The 25,193-nt window shown below is 68.7% G+C and carries 20 protein-coding genes; 10 read left to right on the top strand and 10 right to left on the bottom strand.

Features of this window, described 5'->3' with window-relative positions:
* The first annotated feature begins 145 nt into the window (after positions 1–145).
* Positions 146–871 (top strand): AAA family ATPase, encoded by a 726-nt coding sequence (locus tag ACGFJ2_RS28680; RefSeq protein WP_393473360.1) that lies wholly within the window; start codon positions 146–148, stop codon positions 869–871.
* Here the strand turns inward: ACGFJ2_RS28680 and ACGFJ2_RS28675 are convergent.
* Positions 840–3,011, bottom strand: a complete 2,172-nt coding sequence (locus ACGFJ2_RS28675) for an MMPL family transporter (RefSeq protein WP_393473357.1) — start codon at positions 3,009–3,011, stop codon at positions 840–842. The two genes, ACGFJ2_RS28680 and ACGFJ2_RS28675, sit on opposite strands and share 32 nt — an antisense overlap.
* A 119-nt stretch (positions 3,012–3,130) precedes the next feature.
* Here ACGFJ2_RS28675 and ACGFJ2_RS28670 point away from each other — a divergent pair, with 119 nt between their 5' ends.
* From ACGFJ2_RS28670 to ACGFJ2_RS28660, 3 genes are all read left to right on the top strand, one after another.
* Positions 3,131–3,724: a TetR/AcrR family transcriptional regulator gene (locus tag ACGFJ2_RS28670; protein ID WP_357954449.1), complete on the top strand. Its 594-nt coding sequence runs from the start codon at positions 3,131–3,133 to the stop codon at positions 3,722–3,724.
* 78 nt (positions 3,725–3,802) lie between these two features.
* Positions 3,803–4,132, top strand: a complete 330-nt coding sequence (locus ACGFJ2_RS28665) for a hypothetical protein (RefSeq protein ID WP_357954447.1) — start codon at positions 3,803–3,805, stop codon at positions 4,130–4,132.
* Positions 4,133–4,250: 118 nt separating this feature from the next.
* On the top strand, positions 4,251–4,634 hold the full coding sequence (locus tag ACGFJ2_RS28660; RefSeq protein ID WP_358180276.1) for a hypothetical protein: 384 nt from the start codon (positions 4,251–4,253) through the stop codon (positions 4,632–4,634).
* Positions 4,635–4,707: 73 nt separating this feature from the next.
* Here the strand turns inward: ACGFJ2_RS28660 and ACGFJ2_RS28655 are convergent, their stop codons facing one another.
* From ACGFJ2_RS28655 to ACGFJ2_RS28645, 3 genes are all read right to left on the bottom strand, one after another.
* Positions 4,708–8,190: a protein kinase gene (locus ACGFJ2_RS28655; protein WP_393473352.1), complete on the bottom strand. Its 3,483-nt coding sequence runs from the start codon at positions 8,188–8,190 to the stop codon at positions 4,708–4,710.
* 353 nt (positions 8,191–8,543) lie between these two features.
* Positions 8,544–9,656, bottom strand: a complete 1,113-nt coding sequence (locus ACGFJ2_RS28650; protein WP_393473349.1) for a hypothetical protein — start codon at positions 9,654–9,656, stop codon at positions 8,544–8,546.
* 461 nt (positions 9,657–10,117) lie between these two features.
* Entirely contained in the window at positions 10,118–10,243 is a 126-nt protein-coding gene (locus ACGFJ2_RS28645) for a hypothetical protein (protein ID WP_393473346.1), read from the bottom strand.
* Between the two features lie 565 nt (positions 10,244–10,808).
* On the opposite strand from ACGFJ2_RS28645, the gene ACGFJ2_RS28640 reads away from it, so the two are divergent.
* Entirely contained in the window at positions 10,809–12,782 is a 1,974-nt protein-coding gene (locus ACGFJ2_RS28640; protein WP_393473343.1) for a right-handed parallel beta-helix repeat-containing protein, read from the top strand.
* Between the two features lie 107 nt (positions 12,783–12,889).
* Here the strand turns inward: ACGFJ2_RS28640 and ACGFJ2_RS28635 are convergent, their stop codons facing one another.
* From ACGFJ2_RS28635 to ACGFJ2_RS28625, 3 genes are all read right to left on the bottom strand, one after another.
* The gene (locus tag ACGFJ2_RS28635) at positions 12,890–14,317 is read right to left on the bottom strand and encodes a non-reducing end alpha-L-arabinofuranosidase family hydrolase (RefSeq protein WP_358180268.1); all 1,428 of its coding nucleotides are present in this window, start codon (positions 14,315–14,317) and stop codon (positions 12,890–12,892) included.
* Positions 14,318–14,350: 33 nt separating this feature from the next.
* Positions 14,351–15,688, bottom strand: a complete 1,338-nt coding sequence (locus ACGFJ2_RS28630) for an endo-1,4-beta-xylanase (RefSeq protein ID WP_393473340.1) — start codon at positions 15,686–15,688, stop codon at positions 14,351–14,353.
* Between the two features lie 678 nt (positions 15,689–16,366).
* Positions 16,367–16,849 carry a hypothetical protein gene (locus tag ACGFJ2_RS28625; RefSeq protein WP_393473337.1) on the bottom strand — a complete coding sequence of 161 codons (483 nt, stop codon included), beginning with the start codon at positions 16,847–16,849 and terminating at the stop codon, positions 16,367–16,369.
* Between the two features lie 174 nt (positions 16,850–17,023).
* On the opposite strand from ACGFJ2_RS28625, the gene ACGFJ2_RS28620 reads away from it, so the two are divergent.
* The 3 genes from ACGFJ2_RS28620 (at position 17,024) to ACGFJ2_RS28610 (ending at position 20,659) form a co-directional block, all read left to right on the top strand.
* Positions 17,024–18,541 (top strand): trypsin-like serine protease, encoded by a 1,518-nt coding sequence (locus ACGFJ2_RS28620; protein ID WP_393473334.1) that lies wholly within the window; start codon positions 17,024–17,026, stop codon positions 18,539–18,541.
* Between the two features lie 365 nt (positions 18,542–18,906).
* Entirely contained in the window at positions 18,907–19,506 is a 600-nt protein-coding gene (locus ACGFJ2_RS28615; protein ID WP_393473331.1) for a DUF3887 domain-containing protein, read from the top strand.
* Between the two features lie 163 nt (positions 19,507–19,669).
* Positions 19,670–20,659, top strand: a complete 990-nt coding sequence (locus tag ACGFJ2_RS28610; RefSeq protein WP_393473328.1) for an alpha/beta hydrolase family protein — start codon at positions 19,670–19,672, stop codon at positions 20,657–20,659.
* Positions 20,660–20,715: 56 nt separating this feature from the next.
* Here ACGFJ2_RS28610 and ACGFJ2_RS28605 read toward each other — a convergent pair whose 3' ends face one another.
* Positions 20,716–22,341 carry an ABC-F family ATP-binding cassette domain-containing protein gene (locus tag ACGFJ2_RS28605; protein ID WP_393473325.1) on the bottom strand — a complete coding sequence of 542 codons (1,626 nt, stop codon included), beginning with the start codon at positions 22,339–22,341 and terminating at the stop codon, positions 20,716–20,718.
* Positions 22,342–22,611: 270 nt separating this feature from the next.
* A complete protein-coding gene (locus ACGFJ2_RS28600) occupies positions 22,612–23,163 on the bottom strand; it encodes a TetR family transcriptional regulator (RefSeq protein WP_358180250.1) in 552 nt (183 codons plus the stop codon).
* A gap of 117 nt (positions 23,164–23,280) precedes the next feature.
* On the opposite strand from ACGFJ2_RS28600, the gene ACGFJ2_RS28595 reads away from it, so the two are divergent.
* Positions 23,281–24,129, top strand: coding sequence for an oxidoreductase (locus tag ACGFJ2_RS28595; protein ID WP_393473321.1), 849 nt, complete (start codon positions 23,281–23,283; stop codon positions 24,127–24,129).
* A gap of 18 nt (positions 24,130–24,147) precedes the next feature.
* Here ACGFJ2_RS28595 and ACGFJ2_RS28590 read toward each other — a convergent pair whose 3' ends face one another.
* Positions 24,148–24,483, bottom strand: coding sequence for a helix-turn-helix domain-containing protein (locus ACGFJ2_RS28590; protein ID WP_357957419.1), 336 nt, complete (start codon positions 24,481–24,483; stop codon positions 24,148–24,150).
* Positions 24,484–24,715: 232 nt separating this feature from the next.
* Here ACGFJ2_RS28590 and ACGFJ2_RS28585 point away from each other — a divergent pair, with 232 nt between their 5' ends.
* The gene (locus tag ACGFJ2_RS28585; protein ID WP_357957421.1) at positions 24,716–25,066 is read left to right on the top strand and encodes an STAS domain-containing protein; all 351 of its coding nucleotides are present in this window, start codon (positions 24,716–24,718) and stop codon (positions 25,064–25,066) included.
* Positions 25,067–25,193 lie beyond the last annotated feature (127 nt).

Here is a 25,193-nt window from a genome sequence, read left to right as displayed (position 1 = left end):
TCGCGGCTGCCTAAACCGCGGCCTCATTGCCTGCCCCGCTGGGGTCAGTGCCAGGGCGTACCGCCGGATCAGTGTCCCGCCGGCAGCCCAATCGCGTGTCTCGCTGTGCTGCCGGATCGTCCTGCGTGATCCGGGGAGCACATCCATGTCGCAGCAGTTCCATCCAACGCACCAAGATCCTTTCCCTCGTACGTCCGAGGCATCCCTCACCGTCGCCGACAAGCCGGCCGCAGCCACCGCGAAAGCGGAGCCGGACCATGACGTGCGGCCCGAACCCGCCAAGCTTCTCCTGATGGTCGGGCTCCCCGGCGCCGGAAAGACCACCCGGGCCGAAGAACTCGCCGCGGCGCACCGCGCGCTGCGGCTGACCCCGGACGAGTGGATGATCTCCCTGTACGACGGGTCGCAGCCCGACGGCAAGCGCGACATGCTGGAAGGACGGCTCATCGCACTAGCCCTGCAAGCGCTGCGACTGGGCACCAACGTCGTGCTCGACTTCGGGCTCTGGAGCCGCGACGAACGGTCGGCACTGCGCTGGCTGGCAACATCGGCCGGGGCATCCTGCCAAGTCATCTACCTGCCTATCGACAAGGACGTCCAACGCGCCCGGATCGCACACCGCCAAGTCACCGCACCGCACACGACATTTCCGATGAGCGAGGCGGACATCGACAATTGGCGGAAGCAGTTCCAGGCACCAGATGCCGCCGAACTCGGCGGCGGCGACATCCCTGGCCCGCCACCGGGGTGGCTGGGCTGGCCGGAGTGGGCCGCGGACCGATGGCCCTCGCTTGCACACGGCAACGCCTCCGGGTTCCAACTGGAGGACGGGATCGCCGTCACCGAGCAGGGGTGGACGCGCGACCTCTAGGCCACCAGTTGAGCGGTCCGGCCAGGCGCATAAGGCTCGGCACCAGCACCGCCCTGATCACGGTCGCGTCCACCAGCACGGCCACCGCCATACCGACGCCCAGCATCTGCACGAACATCACCTGCGCGGTGGCGTACGCGGCGAAGGTGAGCGCCAGAATGCCGCCGGCCGCGGTGATCAGCGGAGCGCCCCGCTGCAGGCCGGCGGCCACCGCCTGCTCGGTGTCGCCGGTCCTGTCGTACTCCTCCTTGATCCGCGACAGCAGAAACACCTCGTAGTCCATCGACAGGCCGTAGGCCACACAGAGCATGAGGATGGGGATGCTGGGGTCGAGCGTGCCCGTCGGGGTGAAGCCGAGAACCGACAGGTTGCCGTCCTGGAAGATCCAGACGATGGCGCCGAACATGACGCCGAGGCTGAGGACGTTCAGCAGGGTCGCCTTGATCGGGATGATCAGGCTGCGCGTCATGAGGAACAGGACCACGAATGTCACGCCCAGCATGAGCGCGAGCACCAGCGGCAGCCGTTCCACTACCGAGGCCCGGTAGTCGGACAGCTCGGCGGGATAGCCGCCGACCAGCACCTCGAAGGGCGGCGGCACCGCGCGTACGGCCTGGACGAGCCGCACGGGGTCGTCGGCCAGCGCCGCGGCCGACGGGACCACCGACAGCCACGTGCCCTCGCCCTGGAACCTGGACGGGTCCCCGTCACCCACCCGCTGCCCGCCGGCGAACGACCCGGCGGCAGAGTCCACCTGGGCCACGCCGGGCAGCCGGGACAGGCTCGTCGCGTACGCCGTGACGTCCGCCGTCACCGCCTCGCGCGAGACCAGCTGGATGGCGTCGGTCTCCTCGGCGGGGAACGACTGACGCACGACCTCCTGCGTCTGCCGGGAGGACGCCTCCAGGGGCAGGATGCGGTCGTCGGCCACGCCGAAGCGCAGGCCCAGGAAGGGCGAGGCCAGCACCAGCAGCAGCACGGTCGCCAGGCTGCCGAACACCAGTGGCCGGCGCATCACGCGGGTGGCCAGCCCGTGCCAGAACCCCGCCGCCCGCTCCGGCCGCTCCCGTCTGGGCAGCATCGTGCCGCCGATGGAGGCGAGTACGGCGGGCAGCACCAGCACGGCCGCGACCAGGCCGCCGATGACGACGGCGATGCCTGCGTACGCGAAAGAGCGCAGGAAGTCGAACGGCAACGCGAACAGCACGGCCAGTGACGTGGCCACGGTCAGGCCGCTGAACAACACGGTCCGGCCGGCGTGCTCGACCGCCCCCGCGACGGCCGCCGCCCGGTCCTTGCCGCCCCGCGTCTCCTCGCGGAAGCGCTGGATCACGAAGAGGCAGTAGTCGATGCCGAGGCCGAGCCCCATGGCCAGCGTGAGATTCAGAGCGAACGTCGAAATTTCAGTAAATGTCAGGACGCCACGGAGCAGCGCGAGCCCGATCATCATCGCGAACAGGCCGGCCAGGATCGGCACCAGGGCCGCCATCGCGCGCCGCTGGTAGAGCCAGAGCAGCACGAACGCCAGCGGGAAGATGACCAGCTCGGCCCGGACGAAGTCCTGCCTGGCCAGCGGCACGGTCTCACGGAAGACCTCCTCCCCTCCCCCGGCCCGCACCTGCAGCAGGTCGGTGCCCCGGGTGATCTCGGGGATGAGCCTGGGCAGCACCTGTGCCCGCACGTGGTCGGCGTCCCCCGGGATGCGGACCACGATGAGCGCGTGCCTGCCATCCTCGCTGCGCATCGTGGCGGGTCTGCCGCGGGTCCAGTACGAGTCCGCCTCGGCGACGTCGGCCTCGTCCCCGATCCGGGCGGTCAGCTCCCTGCCCGCGGCCTCGACCGCCGGAGCGTCCACCGTCCCGCTCTTGGCGGTCACCAGGAAGATCATGTCGGGGTTGCCGGTGTCGAACCGCTCGACCAGCTCGGCCTGCGCCCGGTCGGACTCCGAGCCCGGGGCTTCGAACCTGGCCAGCGACAGCCGGGGCACCGCGCCCGCGGCGAGCACTCCGGCCGCGATCAGGCCGAGCAGGGCCAGCGTCAGGACGAGCCGGCGGCGGCGTACCAGAAAGTAGCCGAGCCTGCGCAGCGGCGGCTCCGCGGTGGCCGCGTGGACGGGGCGGAGCCGCGCGCTGACCGTCATCGCGTGAGTCCCAGGGAGGTTCGCATGGGGTCTCCGATCAAAACTCGGTAAACTACTCGTGTTTGCTGTCCCGAACCAGAAATACAAGTAAATGCTCGTATTTGTCAACGAGGTGCCGCATGGCTGAACGCACGGTCCGCCGACAGGCGCGGGGTCTGAAGCGCATGGCGGAGATCCTCGACGCCGCCGAACTGGTGATCGCCGAGGTCGGCTACCCGGACATGACGACGAACCAGGTCGCCGCGCGGGCGGGGATGTCGCCGGGCTCGCTGTATCAGTTCTTCCGCAACAAGGAGGAGATCCTGGACGGGCTGGTGTCCCGCTACACCGACGACCGCCAGGAGTTCTGGGCCGCCAGGCTGGCCGAGGTCACCCCGGACGTCCCGCTGGAGGTGCTGGTGGGGCAGCTCGTGGACGAGAGCGTGCGGTTCAAGAGCCGCTCACCGGCATACTGGTCGCTGCTCTACGGCTCGGCCACGGGCGACAGGTTCGCCGGGGCCTCGCAGCGGCTGCACGAGGACATCGCCGGGCAGATCGCGGGCATGCTGCGCCGCCTGCGGCCGGGACTGTCCGAGCACCGGGCCCTGCTCATGGGCACGATGGTGTTGTCGATGGTGAAGGCGGTGATGCCTATGATCACCACCGGGTCGCCCGAGCGCAGCGCCGAGCTCGTGGACGAGCTCAAGCACATGCTCGTGAGCTACCTGAGCTAAGGGCCGTTTCCTGGGTTCTGTGACTACTCGACGGATTCTCAACAAATCCTCAACACCTGTAAACCTACATTTCCGGACATGAGATCCGTAGGAAAGATCGCCACGCTGGCCGTGGCGACCGCGCTCACCTCCGGCGTGCTGGTCTCCTCAGCGCACGCCACCAGCGCCACCGAAGGCGCCACCAAGGCCTCGGCCGCTCTGTGGCCCTGCGTCGTCCAGGCGAAGTGGGCGGTCAAGGTGCACAAGCGCCAGAGCCTCAGCTCCGGCTACCGGGTGGCCAAGAAGGGCACCAAGTTCCACGGCTACTGCTGGGACAACAAGCCCACCTGGAAGTGGACCGAAGTCTGGAACCTGGGCGGCGGGGGACACGGGTACGTCTGGCACACCGGGCTCAAGATGGTCCGCTAGGCCGAATCGCGCAGAGCAGCCCGCGACCGCCCGCCGGACGGGCCTGATCAGGCGTACTCGACTTATTGCCCAGAAGTGGAAGAAGCAGATGATCAATAGCTCTGAATCAGGCAGTCGCATGGCCACCTCACACGCCCTGGAAGATCACCTGGCGGAGTGGTCGCTGCAGACCGGGATCACCGTGGAGATATGGGCTCTGCCGGAACAACCGCTTCCCGCCCTCATCACCGAGATCGTCCATGGCACGATCCGTGACGTTCTGCAGGAAGTGGAACGGCAGGCACGGGCCCGTACCGTCTCCATCGCCCTCACCGTGGCTCCCGGCGGGCTGCGCTTGACCATCAGCGATGACGGCCTAGGCACGTCGGCCAAGGCATATGGGGCCAGCCTGAGCGGCAGACGGGACGAGCTCGCGGGAATAGGCGGCCGCCTCACCGTCAATGGCGTACCAGGAAATGGCACCACGGTGAGCGCCACAGTACCCCGAAGGGCCTTCGGCTAGCTTTGCGCTGGCGCGTCCGTCTCGATCCAAGGTCGTGGAAACAGAGCGGAGGGGCTCACCAAGGCCCTACTGGCTAGGGGCACATCGTGAATGGTTCGATGCCAGGCAGGTGGCGGGACCATTCACTGGCGGTGAGCGTACGACCGGCGCGCACGCACAGGGTCGCGGCCACGTGCCGCTCGTCCACGTCGAACACACGGATCGTGCCGTCGGGGGCGGCGGTGTGGAGTTTCGTGCCGTCCGCGGAGAATGCCACCCACCCGCCGTCGGCGCCGTCCGCCGCCTGCTTGCCGTCGAAGACGACGCCCAGCGGTCGCCGGCTCGGCACGTCCCAGAGACGTACGCGCAAGCCCTTCTCGTACGTCGCGATCGTGCGCCCATCAGGCGACCAGGCCAGCATGGTGACCTCGCTGCCCGGCACCGCGGGGAACTCGGCGATTCTGGTCCTGACGTCGCCGTCCCACAGAGTGAGCCGGCCGGGCCCGGAGAAGGCCACCTGCCGGCCGTCCGGGCTGAAGGCGAAGGCGCCGGCGAGCTGCCCGGTGCCCTGTTCGGGAGGCAGGGTGGCGCCCTTCGCCGGATCGATGAGCTGGAGCGGGTTTCCGGTCACGAGCAGCCGTCCGTCGGGGCGGAAGGCGAGGTCTTTCGCGCCCGTCCCGGTCTCCGCTCGTCGAGATCCGCGTTCGAGGTCCCACAGTTCGACGCGACCGCGCTCCCCAGAGCGCGACACGGCCAGCGTGCGTCCGTCCGGACTGAACGCCAGCGCTTGGGCGCCCTGCTCGACGCCGCCCCCCAGCTTGAGCCGGGCCGACACCTTATACCCGGGCAGATCCACAATGTGGACTGTGTCGTCGGCGGCCAGGGCGAGCCGGCGGCCGTCGGGGCTGAAAGCGGTCGCGCCGCCACCGCCCGACCGGCTGATCAGTTTCAGCAAAGCGCGGCCCGTCGCCGTGTCCCTGGCCTCTATCCGGTCCCCCCAGATCGCGGCCAGCACGTGCGCGGAGGGGGCCAGCCGTACGTTCCCGCTCTCGCTGCCGCCGCCGATCGGCCGGTCGAACACCATCGAGACGTCCTCGGTGTGGACGGCGCCATGTTCGTCCAGATAGCGGACGGCCCGGTCGGCGAGGTCGAAACGGAGCCCGCCGACGAAGGCGGGCATGGCCTGGCTGTACACCGAGTCAAAGAAGCTGGGCATGGCCTGGCTGTCCACCGTGTTAGGGGTGGAGCGCCGCTGCAAGGTCAGTCGCTCCCGGCCGCCCCAGTTGGCGATGAATGCGTCGCCGAAGACGAACCCGGCCTCCGGGCCCACCCCGCCCCCCGGGCCCGCCCCGCCCTCCTGGCCCATCACCCCCTCGCCGGACGGCAGCTCGAACATACGGATCCTGCTCGTCTCTCTCGAATTCACCAGCTCCGTGGTCATCATCATCTTGCCGTCGTCGCTGAAGGTGGTCTGGTTGATGACGCCCTTGTCCCGCTCGGGCGGGATCGGCGTCCTCTTGCCCCGGCGCAGGTCCCACAACTCCGCGTTATAGCCCTTCACCACGTAGCCGAAGCGGCCGTCGCGGCTGATCGCGTTGAGCGCGGCTCCCGAGGGAGCGGTGAGCCGCTTACGCTTGGCGACGTCCCACCATTCGGGCAGGGCCTTCGCTCCCCAGGGGATGGCGAGGTAGCGCCCGGAGCCGTCGAAGCTCAGTGTGCCGCCGCCCGATCGCCTGCCTTGACGGGCGATGGGGGCGCCGAGCGGTCTTCCGGTGCGCGTGTCCCACAGCCGTACCCCCTCCTGGTCGAGGAGGGCCAGGGTGCGCCCATCGGGGGCGAGCGCGGCTTGGAACACCCCCGCGCTCACCCCGGACAGCACGCCGATCCGCCGTTGGCCGGTGACATCCCAGATCCTGGCCGTCCCGCCGTCCACGGACACGAGCACACGGCCGTCCTGGCTGAGGTTCTGCACGGTCGCGGCCGTGTAGTCGGGGTCGAGGAAGACGGAGACCGCCGTCTGAGAGAGCGAGTCGTAGAGCGCGCCGCGGGTCTCGGGCAACTCCGGGCTCAACCGCCAGCCGGCCACGCTCAGCAGCTTCGCGACCTGAGGATCGCTCTGCCGCAGGTCGGCGGCTCGCAGCGCGAGCTCCCGCGCCAGCGCGTCGTCGCGCTGGCGGCTCGACTCCCTGCGCAGGTACTCCGCGGTGCCGAGCCCGCCGAGCGCGACCACGAGCAGTACGGCCAGGGCCGCCGCGACCAGACGGCGTCTCCTCGCCCTCGTACGGGCCAGGCTCACCGCCTCGTCGAGGAACTCGCGTTCGCGCCGTCCCAGCGTGAGGTCCTTGTGCGCGGTGGCGGCCCACTGCAGCGTCCGGTCGAGTGCCGAGCCGTGCAGCAGGTCGGCCGGTCTTCTGCCGTGCTCATTCCACAGCGCGGCCGCCTCGGCGAGTCGCCGGTGAACGGGCAGCCCTTCGCGGTTGCCCGCCACCCAATCGCGCAGCCGGGGCCAGGCGTGCAGGAGCCCGGGGGCGGCCAGTTCGTACGCGGCACCGGACCGGGTGACCAGGCCCGCGGCGCCGAACACGGTGAGCATCGCGTCCACGGCCTGCGAGTCCGGCAGCTCGTCCCTGCCGACGGGCCGGAGTTCGTCACCGTCGATCATCCGCAGGAACACCTCGGGCGCGGTCACACGCTCGGCCTCGGTCAGCTCACCGTAGAGCTCCTCCGCGATCGCGCCCAGATCGGGCTCGGACCGTCCGGTCAGGGCACCAGCCTGCGTAAGGCCGCGTTCGAGCAGGTCATCGCCGCGGCCGAGCGGCGCCTCACCGCCATGGCCCAGCAGCCGCAGCAGCACCTTCCCAGCGGCCGGCCGCTCCGTGGGATCGCGGGCAAGCGCTGCGGCCACCAGCGCATCCAGGGGTTCAGGCAGGCCGTACACGTCCGGCTCGAACTCCATCACCCGCCCAATGACGGCGGCCGGATCCCCTTCCTCGATCACGTCCTTGCCCCGGGCCGCGAACAGCACCACCATCGCCCACGCCCACAGGTCGGCCGCCTCGCTCGCGCCCCGCCCCGAGAACACCTCCGGCGGCATGTATCCAGGCGTGCCCATGATCGGCCCGCTCGTCGTCGGCCCCACCTCACGGGCCACGCCGAAATCGATCAGGCGCGGTCCGTCCGGCCCCATGATGATGTTGTCCGGCTTGAGATCGCGATGCACGATCCCGCCCTGGTGGATGGCGGTCAGCGCGGTCGCCACCCCGATCGCCAGCCGGCGCAGCGCGTCCTTCTCGTACGGCCCCGACTCCGCCACCACCCGCCGCAGGCTCGGCCCTGGCACGAACTCGCTGACGATGTAAAGCGGCGCCGAATCGACCTGTGCCTCGATCACCTTGGCAGTGCAGAACGAGGCCACCTGCTGGGCCGCCGCCGCCTCCTTCGCGAGTCTGGCGCGTGATTCGGCGCTGTCGTACCGGGGGACCTTGATCGCGACCCGCTCTCCCGCCTCCCCGTAGCCCTCGTAGACGACGCCTTGGCCGCCCGCGCCCAGCCGGCCGGCCAGCCAGTAACGACCCAAACGCCGCGGGTCGGATGGGGTGAGAGGAGCTATTGAGCGTGCCATTTCGGGAAACTCCGGATGGGCTGAAGATCAAGGACATCAACCAGGTGCTGAACACCGGCGTGGAGCCCAAGCACGCCGAGAGCGTACGCGGGGTCGGCCAGGGCGCGACGAGTCATGCGGCGAGCATGTCGAGCGGTCCGCCGACAAGCACCAGAGCGAACGCCGCCCAGCGGAACAGATGCAGCGGCCGAGTGCGATGCAGGAGCTCCTTCGCGTGCGCCGACGGCGGATCACCTGTGCCGGGCACGAGCCGTGCCCTCGCTGGGGCCGCCCGCACCACTGAGCGGACCGGGCTCCTACGCGTGAGGTCACTTGGCGTGTGGATAGGCGACCATGGTGTTTGTGGAGTCTTCCCAGAACAGACCGTATCCGGAGTAGTCGCCGAAGGGAGCCACGACGTAGTTGCCGAGCTGGACCTGGCCTGTGGCGAGGTCGATGGTGACCCGCGGGTCGGCCTGGTCGGCAGTCGAGGCGCCGATGCCGAAGGCGACGCCGTCATCGGTCACACCGGTCAGATGGACCGGCTTGTCGCGGTCGGTCTCCTCGAAGCAGTGGCCGGTGCCTTTGTCCAAGTCGAAGGCCGTGTGGCTGCGGACGAGATAGCGGCCGTCGGCAGACAGGGAGGCCCCCTTGGAGTCGTCGGCCGTCACGCCCTGATCCGGCGCGCAGTCGACCTTGGCGCGAGCCTTTCCCGTGGCGGGGTCCAGGACGGCCCACGTGTCGTTGGGCACGCCTTCATCGCGCCACTGCGCGACGAGGGAGTCCTTGACCGGGGCGATGAAGAGCTTGTGGTCGCTGTTGGTGGTGAGAGTTCCGCCTGACCAGGCTCCCGGCACCCAGTAGTGGCGGCGGGGCTGGGTGTTGGTAGCCAGCAGCGGCCCGCGAGGGGTGACCGCTACGGCCTTGGTCGAGCCGAAACACAGCTTGCACTCGCTGGCTGGGGGTTTCATCTTCCTCAGGTCGTACGTCTTCGTCGCGCCGGTGGCCGGATCCACGGTCACCACCACGTCGTTGTCCAGCCGCACCAGCAGTCCGCCACCGCCGTTGGTGACCGCACCCTCGCCGTCCAGTTCGAGATGGTGAGCCGGTTTGACGCCGTCTCCAGCGGCACGGGCCGGGAAGATGTCGATCGTCGTGACCTGCCGGCCCTTGCTGACCACGTCCGCGCCCTGAAAGCCGGACGCGGAGGCGACCAGGTAGTCCATTCCCTGCACGGTGACCGAGAGCGCTGACATCAGGCCAGGGCCCTTCACCTCGCTCTTCCACAGGCTTTGGCCGCTGGTCACATCGAGCACGGTGAAGGTGCCGTCGTTCTTGCCGCCCTGCCGGAAGACGGCGACCGCCCCGGAGTGCGGCAGGGTGAGCTGGTCCCCCGGCAGGTCCGACTCCCAGCCGCGGGAGGTGTCATAGAGGCTGGGCACCGACAGCTGTGTCTTCGGCGCGACACGCTCAGGAGAGGCGGACGAGGACGGCGTCGGCGTGCCGGTCCGGGGCCCGTGCGACTTTCCCGAATCATCGCTTCCCGCACCTCCTCCGCAGGAGGTGAGAAGACCTGCGGCCACCACTGCCACGATTACGCGCCTGGGCCGATTCACGCGAGTCCTCCATAAAAACAGAACGTATCGGGCGCCAATAGATGGGCATCCTTGATCCGGAGTCCCCGCCGGGGGCACTCTCTTTCAACGCCACTCGATTTTCAACGCCACTCGATGAACGCGGCAGTGTCGCCGAGCGTGGAGAACTAGTCTCCGAAGACCCCGACCGGTGTCTGCTTCCGGCCCGCGCTGTTCGCCGGTCGCTGAACTGGAAACGAGGCTTGCTGCCAGGACCAGTGAGAAAAGGGTCGCCGCTGCTCTCGACCCGAGGTTGCAGTGGAAGTAGATCACCTGCCCCTGCCGAGCCTGGTCACGTTCCCGCACCGGTCCATGTAGGGCCCCTTCTTGAGGTTGTAGGAGCCCTTCATCACGCCGTAGCCGCCGTCCAAGTTGGAGATGGAGTCGTCGTACACGGCACATGGAGAGCCGACGCGGCCGGCCCGTTCACGAGTGTCGCCGCCATGATCGCGCCGGTCGTAACCAGCATGCCAACCGCCTTGGTCCCGAATCGCATGTTGCCCTCTTTGTCCTGTTGACCAGCTGGCGATCCACATGGTGCGCCGGACGGTGTTGAGAACTTGTTGAGGATTCGTTGAGGGGACCGGCATGGGGACGGGGCGCAGGCCGGCCCCGGGTCCAGCCGAGATACGGGTAGAACCGGCCATGAGGCCAGTTGGGGCGTTCGGCCGGTGGAAGGTCAGGTCCCGGAAGTTGCGGATACGGCCGGAAGCCGAAGACCTCGGTCTCCCCTGTCCCTGCTGTCCCTCATCCACGCCTGACCTGCGGATGTGTGCGCCACGGGAGGAGGACATCTCAGGGACGTGATGTCTATCGCTGTCCTTGATCCACAGGACGCCGACATCGGCCCGCAGGCCATTTTCAGAGTTCGATCTGAGGGGTAGGCGCGAGCTGGCTACAGTGGCGACGGCCAGCAGTCAAATGGAGTTAAGGCTGGCCGAAATCCAGAGGAGAACAGGAATGCGAAGAACCTGGCCACTGGCGCTGATGGCCCTCGCCACGGTTGTCATGGGCGGCGCGACGCCGGCGAGTGGCGACGCGGTCGTCAAGGCAACGAATTCGACGACGGCGACGGCAGCGGTCTGCGGCAGCTCGTCGCTGAACGGCCCGACCACACCGCCCGCCGGCGCGGTCGTGGTCCCTGCGGGTGACAACAGCGGCGTGGACTTACGCAAGGCGAACACCACGTACTACTTCCAGACCGGCACGCACACGCTGGGCACCGACCAGTACTCCCAGATCATGCCCGGCAACGGCGCGACGTTCATCGGCGCGCCCGGCGCGGTGCTGGACGGGCAGCGGCTGAACCGGTACGCGTTCACCCAGCAGGCGACCGGCGTCACGATCCGGTACCTGACCATCACCGGGTTCGTCGCGCCGCGCGATCAGGGTGTGGTCAATCACGACTCCGGCGACGGCTGGATCGTGGAGCACAACACGATCCGCGACAACTCCGGCGCGGGGCTGATGGCCGGAGCCACGAACCAGATCCGTGGCAACTGCCTCAAGGACAACGGACAGTACGGCCTGAACGCGTACAAAGAGGGCAACACCATCACCGGCCTGGTTGTGGCGGACAACGAGTTCGCCGGCAACAACACCGAGGACTGGGAGCACCAGGAGCCCGGGTGCGGATGTACCGGTGGCATGAAGTTCTGGGCGGTCAACGGCGCCGACGTGACCGGCAACTGGGTCCACGGCAACCACGGGCCGGGGGTCTGGGCGGACACCAACAACAACGACTTCCTCATCGAGAACAACCTCATCGAGGCCAACGACTCGCTCGCGATCTTCTACGAGATCAGCTACAACGCCGTGATCCGCAACAACACCATCCGCGGCAACGCCTGGGCCTCCGGTGCCGAGCGGGCAACGAAGGGCGACCCGTTCCCCGAAGCGGCGATCTACCTGTCCGAGGCGGATGGTGAGCCCCGCTTGAAGGCGCGGACCAGCAAGATCGAGATCACTGGCAACCGGCTCGAGAACAACTGGGGCGGGATCACCGCGTGGGCGAACGCCGACCGGTTCTGCAACAGCCCCGCCTCGACGACCCGCGACTGCACGCTGATCGTCGGGCCGACCAACACCTCACAGTGCTCGGCTCCCGCCATCGCCGGCGAGCCGCTCTACACCAACTGCCGCTGGTGGACGAAGAACGTCGACGTCCACCACAACACGTTCGCCTTCAACCCCAGTGCCGTCAACGGCGGCTGCCCGACGCAGTACTGCGGGCACATGGCCCTGCTGTCCAACTGGGGCACGTACCCGGACTGGTCCCCGTACAAGGGCGCCGTGATCCAGCAGTCGATCGTCCACGGGTCGAACAACTCCTGGCACGACAACACCTACACAGGACCGTGGCAGTTCAGGGTCACCGACATGGGCACCCGCATCGCGCCCGGCCAGTGGGTCGGCCCCCAGTACGGCCAGGACGCCGGCAGCACGTTCGACGGCGGCACGCCCGTCCCGCCGGCGATCACCGAGCAGGACTTCGAGTCCGGCTCGACGATCTCGCCCTACTCCCCGTGGTACGGGACCAGCGTCGCGCACCAGACCGGCGGCGCGCATGGTGGCACGGGCTCGCTGCAGATGACCAGCACCCAGTCGGGCGGCAGCGCGGTGGCGCTTGACAACTTCCCCGGCTACAGCGGTGTGGTCGCCGGTACGAGCTACCACGTGTCGCTGTGGTATCGGGAGGCTGTGGCGACCATGCCCGCCGTCACGTGGAACGTGCGGTGGCGCGACGAGTCCGGCACGGTGCTGCGTACCGACGCCATCTCCCTGGCCCAGAAGACCGCCTGGACCGAAGCGGCCGGCACGTTCACCGCGCCCGCGGGCACGACCCGCGTCGACTGGACCTTTGTCTGGAACGCGAGCACCGCCGGGCCCGCTTTCCAGATCGATGATGTGGCGATCCGTCCCGGGAATGCTTGAGCAAAAGACCCGGTAACGGCGCTTCGCCCGCCTTCCTGGCACGCTACGCGCGAAAGAGCGGCTGCGACACGGAACCCCGCGTTGCAGCCGCTCTGAAAGCCATGCCGTTAGCGCTGCAGTGTCAGCACACCCGGCCGGTAGGGCAGGAGACCGTAGTCGCCGCCCGAGCTGGGGGCCCGTCCCTGGTAGAGCAACTGCAGATTGCAGGGATCAACGGTCATGGTCTGATCGGGGTTGGTGCGAACCAGATCGCCGTGGCTGATGTCGTTGGTCCAGGTGGCGCCGCTGTTAGCCTTGCCGGCGAAGGGATTGCCCTCGGTCGCGGCCTGCGGTGTCCACGTACCGCCCAGGCTGGTGGCCGTGAACGAGCGGAAGTAGCGACCCTGCGAGCCCATCGCCTCGACGAGCATGAGGTATCGGTTCTGGCCTTGGAGCTGGTAGACCTGAACTCCTTCGAACAGGTTGTTCGTCGTGTCGCTCATGATCGTCGTCGAGGTCGCGCCGAAACTGCCCGGGAAATTTCCGATGGGCATGCTGGCCCGGTAGATCTTGCCGTTGTCGCCGGCGAAGAACAGGTACATGTTGGTGCTGTCACCGATGAGTGTCTGGTCGATGGGTCCTGTGCTGGAGCCGGAGATGCTGCCGGAGAAGAGCACCTGCTGCGCTGACCAGCCATTCGGATTGGTGGGGTCGCTGGAGGTCCGGTAGGAGAAGGCGGTCCCACCCCACTGGTAGGCGAGCACCCAGATGTTCTTCGGGGCGAAGTAGAAGAGCGTCGGCGCGACAGTGGAAATGGACATCGTGTTCTGGCCGGCCGAGGCCATGTCGGACCAGTTGCTGAAGAGGCCGAAGTTCATCGAACCCCACCTCGTCCCCGTGTCGTGCGTCGTCGCATAGACGAGATGCCTGCCGTTGTAGACGACGTTGGTGAAGTCCTTGAGCGAGACCCATCCCGACTTCGGGGTCGCCAGCGGGCCCGTCGATGTCCAGCGGTACGTCGATGGAAGAGCGCACGTGCCGGTCGGCGTCGGTGTGGGCGTCGGAGTCGGTGTGGGGGTGGGCGTGGGGGTGCCGGGGTTGCCGCAGGTCACGCCGTTCAGAGCGAACGACGTGGGCACCGGGTTGCTGCCGTTCCACGAGCCGTTGAACCCGAAGGTGGTGCTGCCGCCGGAGGGGATGGAGGCGTTGTAGGAGACGTTGGTGGCGGTCACCGACGAGCCGGACTGGGTCTGGGTGGCGTTCCAGATCTGGGTGATCTGCTGGCCGGCGCCGAAGGACCAGGTCAGCCGCCAGCCGTCGACCGCGTCACCGAGGTTGTTGATGGTGACGCCGGCACCGAAGCCACCCTGCCAGCTCGAACTGATCGTGTAGTCGACCCGGCAGGCCACGGCGGCCTGGGCGGGCTGTGTGATCAGCAGGCCGGCGCCGGCCAGCAGGACCGCGATGGCGCCGATCACCAGGCCGCGGCGCGAGACCCGCCGGGTCGGCGCCGCGGCCGTGACGGCGGAGGGGTGCGCTGGCCAGGGCAGACGCATCAGTATTCTCCTCATCATCATGTCCGGCCTCTGTCAGGGGCTGGTGCAGGTGGCGGTCGGGGTGGCCGCGGTGCCGTTCGCGGTGAACCCGAAGGTCGTGGAGCCGCCGGCGGCGATGGAGCCGTTGTAGGCGGCGTTGCGTACGGTGACGCTGGAGCCGGACACGCTCTGCTGGCCGTTCCACAGGCTGCTGATGCTCTGCCCGCCGGGCCAGGTCCACCGCACGGTCCATGCGCTGATCGCCGCGCCGCCCGCCTGGACGGTCACCGTCGACTGGAAGCCGCCCTGCCAGCTGTTGGTCGTCGTGATCGTCGCCGCGCACCCGTCCGGGACCGGTGTCGGTGTCGGAGTCGGGGTGGGCGTCGGGGTCGGAGTGGGGTCGGGGTCCGGCGAGGCGGAGTTGAGGGCGTTGAGGACCGCGTCGTAGGCGGGCTTCTTGTTGCCGCCGCTGAACAGCAGCGGGGTGTCACCCGACCGCCACGAGTCCTGGTCGCGTACCCCCCACACCGTGATGCCGGCGCAACGGGCCACCGCCAGGCAGTCGTTCACCACGGCGGCGTAGGTCTGCGGAGAGGCGCCCTGGATGTCCAGCTCGGTGATCTGCACGTCCACCCCGAGGGCGGCGAAGCTGGAGATGGTGGTGCGGTAGTTGCTGTTGTACGGGCTGCCGCTGTTGAAGTGCGACTGCAGGCCGACGCAGTCGATCGGCACGCCGCGGGCCTTGAAGTCCTTGACCATGTTGTAGACGCCCTGCGTCTTGGCCCAGGTCCAGTTGTCGATGTTGTAGTCGTTGTAGCAGAGCTTGGCGGCCGGGTCGGCGGCGCGCGCGGTGCGGAAGGCGACCTCGATCCAGTCGTTACCGGTGCGCTGGAGGTTGGAGTCGCGCCGGCCGCCGCCGCTGTCGGCGTAGGCTTCGTTGACCACGTCCCAGGCGTAGATCTTGCCCTTGTAATGGCCCATGACGCCGTTGATGTGGTCGATCATCGCCTGGCGCAGCGAGCTGCCCGACAGCGACTGCATCCAGCCGGGCTGCTGGCCGTGCCAGGCCAGCGTGTGCCCGCGCACCCGCTTGCCGTTCTGCACGGCCCAGTTGTAGACGCGGTCGCCGTTGGCGAAGTTGAACTGGCCCCGGTTCGGCTCGGTGGCGTCGATCTTCATCTCGTTCTCGGCCGTCACCATGTTGAACTCGCGGCCGGCGATCGTGGTGTACTGCGAGTCGCCGAGCCGGCCCGCGCTGATGGCGGTGCCGAAGTATCGCCCGCTCTGCGCGGCGGCCGCGCCGAGCGTACTCGCCGCCGCTCCGGCCGGCATGGTCGGTACGATCACCGCGGTGACCACGCCGAGGACGCCGACGGCGGCGGCGATCAGCACCCGCGGGCTCCTGAGAGGCCGCGGCGGAAGTATGGCTTTGATCCCCATGACTGGCTGCTCCAGACTGAATCACGAGAAAGCGGACACGCGGGGGTCATCCCGCACGATCGACGCCGCGTCCCGTGATCAGGGAACGCACACCACCAGGGCATCGCGAACGGCGGTCCTCGCCGCGCACCACCACGAGCAGGAGGAGGCCGCCTTGGGCCACAGTCTGGAAACCATCCCGAAATGTGTCAAGGTTTTGGCGAAAGTTTCAGAGTGACGCTCTCGCCGCCACGGGCGGCGACCCCCGATAACGCCTGATGAGCCGCACGCCCGTCCGCCGCCCCCTCGTGGGCGCGAAGTGCCGTCCTTGACGTCGCCTCTTCCTCTCGTATTGGCTCCGACCTGTCACCACGACCATCTGACAGAAAAGGAACCGCGACCAAGAAGAAGACGTGTGAGCGTTAACAGCCGACCTGGGGCCACCACCCAACGGCCATGATGCGGGGCGGTCCGGCGGACAGACACCACGTCCCTGGAGCCGCCTCTCGGAGAGTCACTGATGAGGAGGTTCATGACGGTCTTTCACCGTCAAGGTCGCGACCGCGCCGAGGGCGATGCCAGCGAGGGGGGTGATCGCCGGCCCCTACGTGCGGCCGTGTCCCCGCAGGGCGCGCTCTGGCTTTCCGGAGGTCATTTGCGGTAGCACTCCGTCAAGCCGTCCTGCGAGACGCCATCAGGCACCTCGACCTGTGCGGCCTGCCCTGGAGCGGGGTCTTTGACCTTGTACCCGTGATCGCGGAGGCACTGGAGGGTCTTGAGCTCTTTCTCCTTCGCTTCTTTGTCGGACATCTTCGGCTGGTCGTCAGAGGCCGTGGGCGGCTTGCCGATCTCCTTGATGCAGGCGTCCCTCGCTACCTCGTACGCGTCCTGCCGGTCGCCGAAGTCGATCTTTCCGGCCTCCTTCGGAAGCACGAAGCCCTTGTCACTCAGGCACGACCGGAACTTGACCTCCCATTCGGTGTACTTCTGGTCGGCCGTACCGGCGGAAGCCGACGAGTTGTTCGGCGGCCCGCTCGACCCGTTGGCGTCGCCGCAACCGGCCAGCAGGCCCGCGAGGCAGGCGAAAGCCGCGAATGCGACGCGAGTACGAGGGAGGTGAAGTGTGTTGGGCATGGTTGGCCACCCTGCGCGGTGCGAGTGTCCGCGCTGTCGCGGTCGCGTATCCACGACCGCTTGGCTACGTATCGAGTGTGTGTCAGCCCCTGATACATCCCCAATACGTAGCCAAGCGGCCGCCGATACGTGACCGCCGCCGCATGGACACCTGTACCGCGCAGGGTGTCGCAAATGCGAAATCGTCTTCTTCTCGTCGTCCCCGTGGCGCTGGCCGCGCTGGCGGCGACCGCGACTCCGTCGTTCGCCCTGCGCGGCGGCGTCGAGTCGGTACGGCCGTACTCGTTCATGGGCTCGTTACAGCGCGCCGAGTCCCCGCGCGCGGACGGCCATGTCTGCGGAGTCACACTGATCGCGCCGCAGTGGGTGGTCACCGCGAGCCACTGCGCCCGTACGCCCAATCAGGCGCCGGTCGGCACCCCTCGGGGCTGGCGGGTGCGCGTCGGCTCCCTGAGCGTGACCTCCGGCGGCGAACTGGCCGAGGTCGACAGGTTCTATCGGTACTCCACCGAGGTCTACGGCAAGGATCTCGCGCTGCTGCACCTGCGTACCCCGGTTCGGGCGAAGCCGGCGCGGATCGCGCCGGTCACGCCGGCCGACCGAACCGCCACCCGCATCATCGGCTGGGGCGTGACCTGTGACGAGCGCGCGCCGAAGTGCTATCCGGACCGCCTGCGCGAGGCCGACACTGTGGTGCAGCCCGACTCGAAATGTGAAGTGAGCGGTATCACCGCGAAGCGTGAGCTGTGCGTGGGCAGCCCGGACGGAAGCATCTCGGCCACCAACATGGATTCCGGCGGCCCGGCGCTGGTCCGCCGCAGTGGCAGCTGGCTGCTGGCCGGGGCGGTCAGCGGCAGCAACAGCAATGACACACCGACCGTGTACAGCGACGTGTCGGTGTACCGGAAGTGGATCCGGGGCATCGTCACGGGCAGCGCGGTTCCGCCGGAACCGCATATGCCGTCCCTGGAGGGTGCCGCGCAGTTCGGTGAATGTTCCGGCGCCGTGGTCCGCACCGGGAGCGACCGGGCGGAGGATCCGGCCCTGCTCCTCACCAACGGCCACTGCGTCCAGGGCACCCGCCCCGCGCCGGGGTCGGCGCTGGTCGATCAGCCGGCCGCCCAGCCGGTCACGATCACCGACCGCGAGGGCTACCCCAAGGTCGAGGCCAGGACGACCCGGCTGGTGTACGCCACCATGACCGGCACCGACATCGCCCTGTACCGCCTGAACCGGACCTACGCGGAGCTGGCCGCCGCCGACGCCAAGGTCTTCGACCTCACCACGACCCCGGCCGCGGCCGGTGACCGGGTGGACCTGTTGTCCGGCAACTGGGGCCGCCGCTGGAGCTGCGCGGTGCAGGCCGTGGTGCCGGGGCTGCGTGAGGGCGGGTACGAGCAGGAGAACGCGCTCACGTACACCAGCGCCTGCGAACCGGGGCACGGCGCCTCGGGGTCACCGCTGATCGCCCCGGACGGGCAGACCGTGGTCGGGCTGCACAGCACGAGCAACGACGACGGGAAGAGCTGCACGGAGAACAATCCGTGTGAAGTGGACGCGGCCGGCCACCTGACGGTGCGCAAGGGCGCCCATTATGGGCAGCAGGTCGCGGCCGTGCCCGCCTGCCTGGCGCCCGGCTCAGTGCTGGACCTGTCCCTCCCGGACTGCACACTGCCCCGCCCGGCCGCCTGACCGGCGCCGGCCGGATCCGCTCCTGAAACAGCCTCGCGGCGCGATCTCGATCACCGAATCCACTCGCGTTGGAAGGACCGGCCTTTCCCAGGCGAGCAGTCGCCGGATGTTTTTCGTGCTGCCTCGGAGTATTATTACGTGCCACTGAAAACAGCACGATATTAAGGAGCGGCGGCGTGCCGGAACCGCATGACACCGAGGCCTGTCGGCATTGCGGCAAACCAATGCCTTCCCTGCCAGGACGCGGGCGCAAGCGCGAATACTGCGACTCCACCTGCCGTAGCGCCGCGCGACGCATCCGCGACCGCGCCAAGGATGTAAATGAAAGCTTGACATTCTCACCTCGTAAAGCAAATATTGACGACGTGACGGAAGTGGCGGCGCCGACCGACCTGGCGGACACAGCCCGGAGGCTGGCGGAGCGACTGAGCGCTCCGGATGCGTCCCCGCTGGACGCGGTGGTCGCCACCCGGGATCTCGCGCGGGCGGTCGACCAGGCCATGCGGGCAGCGGTCGACAGAGCACGCGCGACGGGACACACCTGGCAGGAGATCGGCGACGTGCTCGGCTCCAGCCGGCAGGCGGCCTTCCAGCGGTTCGGCCGGCCACTCGACCCAAGGACAGGAACACCCATGATCGACAAGATGCTGCCCGGCGCCGCCGACCGCGCTGCCGCCCTGGTCGCGGACCTCACCGACGGCCGCTGGGAGGAAGTACGCCGCGACTTCGACGAGACGGTCGCCACCGGCCTGAGCGCGACCAAACTGGCCGCGACCTGGGCACAGGCGGTCGGCATGGTCGGCGCGTACGAAGGCATGGGCGAGCCGGTGCCCCACCAGGCGGGCGACCACACCATCGTGGACATCCCGCTTTCCTTCGAGGCGGGCGAGCTGACCGCCCGCGTCGCCTACGACGGGGACGGCAAGGTCGCCGGGCTTTTCCTCCGGCGTCCCGACACTGCGTAAACCACTCGGATCAAAGAGATGAAGTGACCCTGTGATGTTCTTACGTGAGTTCGTACGCGCACGGAATGATCGCGCGCCGCGTCTGGGCGCCGGTCTGTGCGCGTTCGCCCTTCTGGTGAGCGGGTGCGGGAGCGGATCGGCAACCCGCGTAACCGCCTCCCCCATGGCCGCCGTTTCTCGTACGACCCCCGCCTGGGTCGAGGAGGAAGTGAGCTTCCAGGTGGACGGGATGATCGTTTACGGCACCTGGCGCCATCCGGCCCGGCCGGGCGCGAAGGTCCCGGCTGCCCTGATCATCGCGGGCAGCGGTCCCACCGACCGCGACGGCAACAGCGCCGGGCTCAGCGGGATCGACACGTACAAGACCCTAGCCGGGGTGCTGTCTGCCGGCGGCGTGGCGAGCCTGCGCTACGACAAGCTCGGGAGCGGCAAGACCGGCCTCGGGCCGTACGCGTCCAAGATCGCCGACATCGGCATCGCCCCATTCGAACACGAGGCCAGGGCGGCGCTGGACTTCCTGGCCCGGCGGCCCGAGACCGACAAGCGGCGGCTCACGGTCATCGGGCACAGCGAGGGCGCTCTGTTCGCCCTCCTGCTCGCCACGAAATCGAGATCGAAGACGCGCATCCACAGCCTCGGCCTGCTCGAACCGCTGAGCCGCCGATACCTCGACATCCTCAGCGGTCAGATCACCACCCAGATCAAGGCCCAACAGCAGGCAGGTACGATCACCGGCGCTCAGGCGGCCGAGGTCGAGGACGCCCTGGCCAGGGCTGTCGCGTCGCTGCGCGCCAACGGCACGGTCGCGGCGAACCTGCCCGGCGGATTGTCGAACGTGTTGTCCCCGGCGAACGCGAAATTCCTGTCGGAGGTCGACCGCGAGGACCCGGCCAAAGTGGCGGCCCGGCTCAAGGCGCACACCCCGGTTCTGCTGAGTTGCAGCGATGCGGACATCCAGGTGAGCTGCGACGACGTCGAGCACCTGGCCGCTGGGCTGGCGAAGGCCCCCGCCGCCACCGACTTCATCCGCCTGACCGGGATCAACCACGTACTCAAGGAGGACCCCAGCCGGACCGCGGCCCACTACACAGAACCCCTGCCGTTCTCGTCCCAGCTCAAGCAGGCGCTCCCCGCGTTCGTCCGGGCTTCCTGAGGACGTTCATGGCAGGCGAATGTGGTGGCCCTGCCAGCGGGCGCGCAACCAGCGCGTCACTCACCGGCGGGACCTCCGGTCTCCAGGAGGCGACCGTCCGCCAGCTCCAGCCACCGTTGTACGCCGATCGCGGCGAGAAAGCGTTCGTCGTGGCTGACCACCACGAACGCTCCCTGGTACGCGATGAGCGCGCCCTCCAGCTGCGCCACGCTGACCAGGTCGAGGTTGTTCGTCGGCTCGTCGAGCAGCAGGAGCTGAGGCGCCGGCTCGGCGTACAGCACGCAGGCCAGGGTGGCCCGCAGCCGTTCGCCGCCGGACAGCGCCGCCACCGGCAGGTGCGCACGCGCGCCGCGGAACAGGAAGCGGGCCAGCAGGTTCATCCGCTCCGCCGCCGCCATGCCGGGGGCGAAGGCGGCCAGGTTCTCCGCCACGGTGCGCTCGACGTCGAGCAGGTCGAGTCGCTGCGACAAGTAGGCGACCCGCCCGTCTGCCCGCCTGGTCGTGCCGCCGTCCGGCTCCAGCTCGCCGCTGATCAGGCGCAGCAGGGTGGACTTGCCCGCACCGTTGGGGCCGCTCAGCGCGATGCGCTCGGGGCCGCGTACGGTCAGGTCGACGCCCGGCTCGGCGAACAGGCCGCGAGTCCGCAGGTGTTCGCCGAGGAAGACCGTGCGTCCGGCGGGTACGTTCGTCCCCGGCAGCTCCAGCGCGATCCTCTGGTCGTCGCGCAGCGCCCACCCGGCCTCGTCGAGCCGGGCCTGGGCGTCGCTGACCCGTGAGGCGTGCATCTGGCCCGCCCGGCCGGCCGACTCCTGGGCGCCGCGTTTCATGTTCCCGGCGAAGATGCGCGGCAGCCCGGCGTTCTTGAGGTTGCGGGCGGCGTTGCCCGCCCGGCGCTCGGCCCGCTCGCGGGCCTGCTGCATCTCCCGCTTCTCGCGCTTGAGGTCCTGCTCGGCGCTGCGCACGTTCCGTTCGGCGGCTTCCCGCTCGGCGCGTACGGCCTCCTCGTACGCGGTGAAGTCGCCGCCATAGAAGCGGACCTCGCCTCGGTCGAGCTCGGCGATGCGGTCCATGCGGTCGAGCAGGGCCCGGTCGTGGCTGACGACGAGCAGGCAGCCGGTCCACTCGCCGAGTACGTCGTAGAGCCTGCGGCGCGCGCCGAGGTCGAGGTTGTTCGTCGGCTCGTCGAGCAGGAGTACCTCGGGACTTTTGAGCAGCTGCGCGGTCAGGCCGAGCGAGACGACCTGGCCACCGCTGAGCGTGCCCAGGCGCCGGTCGAAACCGATATCCGCGAGGCCGAGCCGGTCGAGCTGGGCACGGGTGCGCTCCTCGATGTCCCAGTCGTTGCCGATCGTGGTGAAGTGCTCCTCGCTCGCGTCGCCTGACTCGATGGCATCCAGCGCGGCGATCACCGGTGCGATGCCGAGCACCTCGGCCACGGTCGGCTCACCGACGAGGGGCAGGTTCTGCGGCAGGTAGCCGAGCACCCCTTCGACGGCGACCCCGCCGGAGGAGGGCCGCAGCTCGCCGGCCATCAGCTTGAGCAGCGTGCTCTTGCCCGCGCCGTTCGGGGCGACGAGGCCGGTACGGCCACCGCCCACGGTGAAGGACAGGTCGTTGAAGACAGGGGTGTCGTCAGGCCAGGAGAAGGACAGGCCGGAACAGATGATGAACGCATCGGACATGCGACAGACCTCGATACGAGACCCGGGCGCGCGAATGGGCCCGGCAAGGGGACAGGGTTGGGGGTACGACGACGAGGGCCACGTCGGCGGCGGTCATGCGCGCCTGCCGGGGCCGGTCAACCTCCGGTATCACCCGGAGATGTCGTCGTCACCTGCCATGTCTGGTCTCCTAAGGTCTGAACACGAGCGTTTATCACCGTAGCAGCCGTCGGGGCCAGAGCGCGTCGGCCGTCTGCCACTTCTTCTCGCGCAGCCCGGTAAGCAGCCGGGTCAGCGGGCCGGTGGGGTGCCGACTCCTCGCAGCAGGGTGTCGACCACGATGTCGGCGGCCTGTGCGGCGCTCAGCTCGGACAGGTTCGCCGCGGCGTGTTCCATCAGCGACGGCAGGACCGTGGCCACCCAGCCGCGCGGCAGGTCGGAGCGCAGCAGGCCCTCGTCGGTGGCGCGCCGCAGGAAGGCGTCGACCTCGTCGATCAGACTGCGGCGACGCTCGCGGATCGCCATCTCGCGGAGCATGAGGCTCGTTTCCACGGGCCATTTGCGGTTGACGGCGATGATGCCCTCGACGTAGCGATGCAGCGCGACCGCGACCGGGGCCTCGCGCAGTCTGGCGGCCTCGATGGCCTGCTCGACCGCGTCGTAGCGGGCTCCGTAGACGGCGGCCATGAGGTCTTCGCGGGAGGCGAAGCGGCGGTAGACCGTGCGGCGGTCCACCCCCGCCTCGGCGGCGATGGCGGCGATGGTCGCTGAGGGGTCGTCTGCGAGCATGCGGGCGCCCGTGCTCAGGACGCGTTCCAGGTTGCGTGTCGCGTCTGCTCTCACCTGCCCAACATACCCCCCTCGCGTAGCACATGGCATAGCTTTACGTCACAGTTATGCTGAGATTAAGTCAGTAAGTGCTACATTTATGTGACAGCTAATCGAGCAAAGGAACCACCCATGACCAAGACATGGCTCATCACTGGCGCCTCACGCGGCCTCGGACGCCGCCTCACCGAAGCCGTCCTCGAAGCGGGCGACCAGGTCATCGCCACCGCACGCAACCCCAAACAACTCGATGACCTGGTGGCCCGCCATGGCGACCGGATCCGAGCTGTCGCACTCGACGTCACCGACGCCGCCGCGGCCTCCCGAGCGGTCAAGGCGGCCACCGACGCCTTCGGCGGCCTCGACGTGGTCGTCAACAACGCCGGCTACGGCAACAGCGCACCGATCGAAGAGATGGCCGAAGACGACTTCCGCGCCCAGATCGAGACCAACCTCTTCGGCGTCGTGAACGTCACCCGGGCCGCCCTGCCCGTCCTGCGCACCCAAGGATCAGGAGTCTTCGTACAGTTCTCCTCCGTCGGAGGACGTGTCGGCGGTACCCCCGGAATGGGCGCTTATCAGACCGCGAAGTTCGCCGTCGAAGGCTTCTCCGAAGTCCTCGCCAACGAAGTCGCGCCCTTCGGCATCAAGGTCATCATCGTCGAGCCGGGGGCGTTCCGTACCGACTGGCAGGGTTCCTCCATGGAGATCCACCCCGTCGGCCCCGACTACGAGCAGACCGTGGGCGCCCTCCACCGCTTCCGACGCGACACCGACGGCACCCAGCCCGGCGACCCCGCCCGCGCCGCCAAGATCATCATTGACGTGGTCCGGGACGACGACCCACCTCGGCGACTCCTCCTCGGTAGCGACGCCGTCGCCTCCGCCCAGAAGGCCGCCGAGATCCGCGCCGCCGAGACCGAGAAATGGGCCGACGTCAGCCGCTCGGCCGACTACCCCGCCGACGCCGACGAACGCTAGCCACCAGAAACCCGTGCGTCACTCGTGTGGTTGTGGGGTGGTGGGGCGCCCGGGCAGGTCGTGCTGGGTGAACATGTCGATCAGCAGCCGGATCGGCAGGCCGGCCTCGGTCGGGTAGCGGAAGTGCTCGTCGAGGTTGAGGCTGTAGTGGTTGCGGCGGCCGACTCGGTCGCGGGAGAGGTAGCCGGCCTGGTGCAGGTCGGTCACGATGCCTTGCACGGCGCGTTCGGTGATGCCGATGCCGGCGGCGATGTCGCGCATCCGCGCCTGTGGGTCGCGGGCGATCTCCAGCAGGACGCGGGCGTGATGGGTCAGGAACGTCCAAGTGGACGAACGGTCGTCGGATGCGCTCACGGGTCTTCACCTTCTCCGCCCCCGGCGGTTAACAGCAGCTGCGGGGCGGACTGTACCCTCTCTTCCCAGAAGATCCTATGGGGAAAAGTCTTTCCGGTATCGGTCTTCGGGATTAAAGTTCGGATGCGAGGAAGGAATCGCGCCCGTACTCGGCCAGCCCTGAGAGGACGTCATGACCGTCGTGCCGCAGTCGGCCGCCTGCTGAGCGGGCCGTCAAGCCGCCATGCCCCCTTTGAGCCTGGACAGCCAACGCCTGATCACCGGCGTGCTGATCACCGTGACCGGCGAGGTGGACACCACCAACGCCGCCCAATTGGAGACCTACCTCAGTCGGCAGGTCCGTGCCGGCGAGCCGTTGCTGCTCGACCTGGGCGGGCTGACCTTCCTCGACAGCATGGGCCTGCACCTGCTGATACGCCTCAACGCGGCCTTGAGCGAACAGGGTGCCGCGCTCCATCTGGCGGCCGTACGCGGCGCACCCGCCCGCATCCTCGAGATCACCGGCCTGTCATCGGCCCTGAACATCCACACCACCGCGGAGCAGGCCATCACCAGCATGATGGCCGAGCAGGCCCAGCCATAGGAGCCTGCCCAGGACTCATCCGCTGCTCATGCTGGTACTTGACTTCATGTCGACATGAAGTACCCTCGTCATCGACTCCGACGACCCGGCGCTCACGCGGACCATCGTCCACGCGCGCGCCGACCAG

It is taken from the genome of Nonomuraea sp. NPDC049028 (genome assembly GCF_043197735.1).
Taxonomy (GTDB): Bacteria; Actinomycetota; Actinomycetes; order Streptosporangiales; family Streptosporangiaceae; genus Nonomuraea.
This window is presented reverse-complemented; position numbering and strand designations above follow the sequence as displayed.

What these genes read in the sequence shown, in the direction of transcription:
- ACGFJ2_RS28680 (WP_393473360.1), top strand. Translation starts at nt 146, where the DNA reads ATGTCGCAGCAGTTCCATCCAACGCACCAAGATCCTTTCCCTCGTACG.
- ACGFJ2_RS28675 (WP_393473357.1), bottom strand. Translation starts at nt 3,011, where the DNA reads ATGACGGTCAGCGCGCGGCTCCGCCCCGTCCACGCGGCCACCGCGGAG.
- ACGFJ2_RS28670 (WP_357954449.1), top strand. Translation starts at nt 3,131, where the DNA reads ATGGCTGAACGCACGGTCCGCCGACAGGCGCGGGGTCTGAAGCGCATG.
- ACGFJ2_RS28665 (WP_357954447.1), top strand. Translation starts at nt 3,803, where the DNA reads ATGAGATCCGTAGGAAAGATCGCCACGCTGGCCGTGGCGACCGCGCTC.
- ACGFJ2_RS28660 (WP_358180276.1), top strand. Translation starts at nt 4,251, where the DNA reads ATGGCCACCTCACACGCCCTGGAAGATCACCTGGCGGAGTGGTCGCTG.
- ACGFJ2_RS28640 (WP_393473343.1), top strand. Translation starts at nt 10,809, where the DNA reads ATGCGAAGAACCTGGCCACTGGCGCTGATGGCCCTCGCCACGGTTGTC.
- ACGFJ2_RS28635 (WP_358180268.1), bottom strand. Translation starts at nt 14,317, where the DNA reads ATGCGTCTGCCCTGGCCAGCGCACCCCTCCGCCGTCACGGCCGCGGCG.
- ACGFJ2_RS28625 (WP_393473337.1), bottom strand. Translation starts at nt 16,849, where the DNA reads ATGCCCAACACACTTCACCTCCCTCGTACTCGCGTCGCATTCGCGGCT.
- ACGFJ2_RS28620 (WP_393473334.1), top strand. Translation starts at nt 17,024, where the DNA reads ATGCGAAATCGTCTTCTTCTCGTCGTCCCCGTGGCGCTGGCCGCGCTG.
- ACGFJ2_RS28610 (WP_393473328.1), top strand. Translation starts at nt 19,670, where the DNA reads ATGGCCGCCGTTTCTCGTACGACCCCCGCCTGGGTCGAGGAGGAAGTG.
- ACGFJ2_RS28605 (WP_393473325.1), bottom strand. Translation starts at nt 22,341, where the DNA reads ATGTCCGATGCGTTCATCATCTGTTCCGGCCTGTCCTTCTCCTGGCCT.
- ACGFJ2_RS28595 (WP_393473321.1), top strand. Translation starts at nt 23,281, where the DNA reads ATGACCAAGACATGGCTCATCACTGGCGCCTCACGCGGCCTCGGACGC.